This window comes from Pseudoroseomonas cervicalis ATCC 49957, assembly GCF_000164635.1.
In the GTDB taxonomy this organism is placed as follows: domain Bacteria; phylum Pseudomonadota; class Alphaproteobacteria; order Acetobacterales; family Acetobacteraceae; genus Pseudoroseomonas; species Pseudoroseomonas cervicalis.
In genome coordinates, this window is sequence record NZ_GG770782.1 from 93,190 (window position 1) to 97,839 (window position 4,650).

Annotated in this window: 5 protein-coding genes; 3 read left to right on the forward strand and 2 right to left on the reverse strand. The window is 73.6% G+C overall.

The window, feature by feature from the left end; all coding sequences use genetic code 11:
- The coding region (locus tag HMPREF0731_RS25690) for a penicillin-binding transpeptidase domain-containing protein (protein ID WP_007005385.1) at window positions 1–1,263 on the forward strand (1,263 nt) is incomplete at its 5' end.
- A 7-nt stretch (window positions 1,264–1,270) separates the two neighbouring features.
- On the opposite strand, the gene HMPREF0731_RS16865 is transcribed toward HMPREF0731_RS25690, so the two are convergent.
- Window positions 1,271–1,651 carry a c-type cytochrome gene (locus HMPREF0731_RS16865; RefSeq protein WP_007005386.1) on the reverse strand — a complete coding sequence of 127 codons (381 nt, stop codon included), beginning with the start codon at window positions 1,649–1,651 and terminating at the stop codon, window positions 1,271–1,273.
- A gap of 125 nt (window positions 1,652–1,776) precedes the next feature.
- Window positions 1,777–3,165 (reverse strand): aminotransferase, encoded by a 1,389-nt coding sequence (locus tag HMPREF0731_RS16870; RefSeq protein ID WP_007005387.1) that lies wholly within the window; start codon window positions 3,163–3,165, stop codon window positions 1,777–1,779.
- 135 nt (window positions 3,166–3,300) lie between these two features.
- Between HMPREF0731_RS16870 and HMPREF0731_RS16875 the strand changes: the two genes are divergently transcribed.
- Window positions 3,301–3,723, forward strand: a complete 423-nt coding sequence (locus HMPREF0731_RS16875) for a cytidine deaminase (RefSeq protein WP_007005388.1) — start codon at window positions 3,301–3,303, stop codon at window positions 3,721–3,723.
- A 198-nt stretch (window positions 3,724–3,921) separates the two neighbouring features.
- On the forward strand, window positions 3,922–4,650 hold a 729-nt coding region (locus HMPREF0731_RS16880), incomplete at its 3' end, for an outer membrane protein (RefSeq protein ID WP_007005389.1).

Here is a 4,650-nt window from a genome sequence, read left to right on the forward strand (position 1 = left end):
CTGGCCGAGAGCCCGGTGCCGCGCCGCCGCCAGGCCATGCCGTCGCTGGCGCCGCATCTGTCGCGGGAGGCGCGGCGGCAGGGGGAGCTGGCCACCACGCTGGACGCGCCGTTACAAGCCGCGCTGGAGCGCATGCTGGCCGAGGCCAGGCTGCGCCTGCCCGACCGCGCCTCGATCGCCGCCGTGGTGGCGGATCTGCGCACGCGCGAGATCCGCGCGCTGGATGGCGGCGCCTGGGGCGAGGAGGCGCGGGCCGGCGCGCTGGACCTGACGCGGGCGGTGCGCTCGCCGGGCTCGGCGCTGAAGCCGCTGCTCTATGCGCAGGTGTTCGAGGCCGGGCTGGCGCGGCCGGACACGCTGCTGGACGATGCGCCGACGCGCTTCGGCAACTACGCGCCGGAGAATTTCGACCATGGCTTCGCCGGAAGGATCAGCGTGGCGGATGCGCTGCGGCGCTCGCTGAACCTGCCGGCGGTGCAGCTGCTGGACCAGCTCGGGCCGTTGCGCTTCGCCACGCTGCTGAAGCGGGCGGGTGCGCCGCCGCGCTTCCCGGCCGTTGCGGAGCCGACGCTGCCGCTGGCGCTCGGCGGTGTCGGCGTGACGCTGCGCGAGCTGGTCGGCGCCAGCGCTCTGCTGGGCGATGGCGGCCGCGCCGTGCCGCTGCGCTGGACGCCGGATGCGGCGGAGGAGGGCAGCATCGTCCTGGCGCCGGCCGCCGCCGCGCAGGTGGCGGCGATCCTGACGCGGCCCTTTCCCGGCGGCGGGCCGGCGGGCATCGCCTGGAAGACCGGCACCTCCTGGGGCGGGCGGGATGGCTGGGCGATCGGCTTCGACGGCGCGCATGTGGCGGGGGTGTGGGTCGGGCGGCCGGATGGCGCGCCGGTCGTCGCCGGCAGCGGCGAGGCGAATGGCACGCATCTGGCCCTGCCGCTGCTGGCGCGGATTTTTTCCGTGCTGCCGGCCTCGCCCAGGCCGGCGCCACCCCTGGCGATGCGGCGCCCCGCCACCCTGGCGCGGGCGCCGGCGGCGGACCGGCTGCGGCTGATCTTCCCGCCGCCGGGTGCGGAGCTGAACCAGGGGCCGATGCGGCTGCGCGCCGCCGGCGGCCAGCGGCCGCTGACCTTCCTGGTGGATGGCGCGCCGCTGGACAGCCAGGCGGCGCGGCGCGACACGCCGTGGGAGCCGCGGGGGCCGGGGCTCTACCGCATCACCGTGCTGGATGCCGAGGGGGTGGCGGCCAGCGCGGCGGTGCGGGTGCGCTGACCCTGCCTTACGGCGCCGCCTGCTGCGCCAGGAAGGCCACGATGTCGCGGCGGTCCGGCTCGGCGGCGACGCGCTGCACCATGCGGGTGCCGGGCACCTTCGTGGTCGGCGCGCCGAGGAAGTCGGCCAGCACCTCCGGCGTCCAGGTCAGGCCGGCGGCCTTCAGGGCCGGGGAATAGTTGTAGCCGGGCGCTGCGGCGGCGGCGCGGCCGACCACGCCCTGCAGCGAGGGGCCGACGCCGTGGCGCGGCTGCACCGCCTGGTGGCAGGCCTGGCATTGGCGCTGGAACAGGGATCGGCCGCGGGCGGGGTCGCCCTCCTCGGCGCGGGCGGCGGCGGGGGCGAGCAGTGCCGCGCCCAGCAGGGCGGCGATCAGGAAGAAGCGCATCGAGGGCGTTCCGGGCAGGCAGGGCAGGCGGCCTGGCCGGGCGGCGGCGCCGCCCCGCCGGTCGTCCCGGGGGCGGCGCCTGCATGCCCTGGATGCCGGGCGCGGGCAAGCCCCCGCCCGGTGCCTTAGGCCAGGGCCGGCTCGGCGCTGGCGGAAAGCTCCGCCCAGGCGGCGTCGAGGGCGCGGCCGAAGCGGGCGCAGAGCTCGGCGATCTCGGCCTCGTCGATGATCAGCGGCGGCGAGAAGGCGATGCGGTCGCCGATGGCGCGCAGGATCAGCCCCTCGGCCTCGGCCTTGCGCTGCACCAGCAGCCCGGCCTTGCGGGCGGCGGGAAAGGGGGTGCGGGTGGCCTTGTCGGCCATCAGCTCGACACCGGCGATCAGGCCGACACCGCGCACCTCGCCCACCATCGGATGGTCCGCATGGGCGGCCAGCCCGTCCAGGAAGGCGGGCGAGACGCGGCGCACATGGCCGAGGATGTCGCGCTCCTCGTAGATCTTCAGTGTCTCCAGCGCGACGGCGCAGGCCACGGGATGGCCGCCATAGGTGTAGCCATGGCCGAGCACGCCGTTGCGCTCGCTGCCCCGCACCAGCGCGTCATGGATGCGGTCGGAGATCAGCAGCGCCGAGATCGGCTGGTAGGCGGCGGAGAGCTGCTTGGCGCAGGAGAGCAGGTCGGGCCGCATGCCATAGGTCTCGCTGCCCCACATGGCGCCGGTGCGGCCGAAGCCGCAGATCACCTCATCGGCCACCAGCAGGATGTCGTGCTGCCGCAGGATCGGCTGGATCGCCTCGAAATAGCCGCGCGGGGGCGTCAGCGCGCCGCCGCCGCCCTGCACCGGCTCGGCGAAGAAGGCGGCGATGGTGTCGGCGCCCTCGGCCGCGATCAGCGCCTCCAGCTCCGCCGCCATGCGGGCGGAGAAGTCTTCCTCCGTCTCGCCCTCCTGGTGGGCGCGGTAGTAGTTGGGGTTGCTGATGTGGTGGAAGCGCCCGCCATAGGGCAGGTCGAAATCCGCGTGCATGTGCGGCTGGCCGGAGAGCGAGGCGGCGGCCACGGTGTTGCCGTGGTAGCCGCGCATGCGGCCGATGATCTTCTTCTTGTGCGGCCGGCCGAGGACGTTGTTGTAGTACCAGATCAGCTTGATCGCGGCGTCGTTGCTCTCCGAGCCCGAGCACTGGAACAGCGCGTGGTTCAGCCCCGCCGGCGCGATGGCGGCGAGGCGCTCCGCCAGCTCGGCCGAGGGGCCGTGGCCGCGGCCGTAGAAGGTGTGGTAGTAGGGCAGCTTCAGCATCTGGCGGTAGGCGGCCTCGGCCAGGCGCTTCTCCGAGAAGCCGAGGCCGGCGCACCACAGCCCGGCCATGCCCTCGATGTAGCGGCGGCCCTCGGTGTCGGTGACATGCACGCCATCGCCCTCGGCCATCAGCAGCGGGCCGTCGACGGCGAAGCCCTTCAGGTCGGTCTGCTGGTGGACGAGATGCGCCTTGTCGGCGTCATGGAGATGGTTGGCGCGCATGGTGGCGACCTTCTGCTGCGGCGGGGCGCGGCACGGCGCCCGGATGCCCGAAGCGCGCCAGCTTGGACCGATGCGCCGCCGGGGCAAGCGGAATCTGCCGCTGCGGCGCGGCCGCGCCCGTGGCAGGAAGGGCGCATGTCCGATCCCCTGGTCAGCGCCGCCCTGGCGGCGCGCGCGCGGGCCTATGCGCCCTATTCCCGTTTCGCCGTGGGCGCCGCCCTGCGCTGCGCCGATGGCAGCCTGCATGCCGGCTGCAATGTCGAGAACGCCGCCTATCCGGAAGGCAGCTGTGCCGAGGCCGGCGCCATCGCCGCCATGGTGCTGGCCGCAGGCGCGCCCGAGGGGCGGCGCATCGCCGAGCTGGTGGTGGCGGGCGGCGGGGATGCGCCCTGCACGCCCTGCGGCGGCTGCCGCCAGAAGATCCGCGAATTCGGCCGGCCGGAGACCCTGCTGCGCATCGTCGACGCCACGGGGCGGGAGCGGCTGCGCCTGACCCTGGCCGAGCTGCTGCCGCATTCCTTCGGGCCGGAGACGCTGGACGGCGCGACGCCGGCCTGATGGCGGCACCACATGGGGGCGGGTGCCGGCCACTTCATCACACGTTTTCGTGTCAACGCCCCCGCTGTTGCAGCTCTGCCACAAGTCGAGGCCAGTTGCGCCGCGCGAAGGCGACTGTCTCCGCTGTCACTGTTCTTTCAGGCAGGGCGGGCCTAGATTGGCTTCAACAGATCGTCCTGCATTCGCGAGGAACTCCCGATGACCTTCAGGAAGGCCCTGCTGGCCGCCACCATCCTGGCCCTGCCGCTGGCCGCGCAGGCGCAGCCCGTGACCGGCGTCTATGTCGGCGCCGGCGCCGGCGTGAACTTCCTGCAGAAGACCGATCTCGACGTCACTGGCGGCTCGGCCGCCTTCCTGCGCAGCAATGGCGTGCGCCCCTCCGGCCGCGCCGAGTTCGATGCCGGCTTCGCCGGCGCGCTGGCGCTGGGCTATGGCTTCGGCAACGGCGTCCGCGCCGAGATCGAGGGCAATTACCGCCAGAACGACGTCGACAAGATCTCGGGCTACACCGGCTTCGGCCCGCTGCGCAGCAGCGGCACCGTCCGCTCCTACGGCGCGATGTTCAACGCCTATTACGACTTCCACCAGCTGAACTGGCCGGTGGTCCCGTATATCGGCGCCGGTATCGGCTATGTCTGGACGGATTATGACGATGTCCGCGCCAGCGCGGCCAATGGCGGCAATGTCCGCCTCAATGGCGATGACGGGCAGTTCGCCTTCCAGGGCATCGCCGGTCTCTCCCTGCCGATCACCGCCGTGCCGGGCCTGGCGCTGACCGCCGAGTACCGCTTCATGGGCACGCTGCAGCCGGATGTCGACTCGACCATCCGCCAGGGCAATGTGACGCTGGCCCGCGGCGGCGCCGAGGTGGACAACTACAACCACTCGATCATGCTGGGCCTGCGCTACGCCTTCAACCAGCCGGTG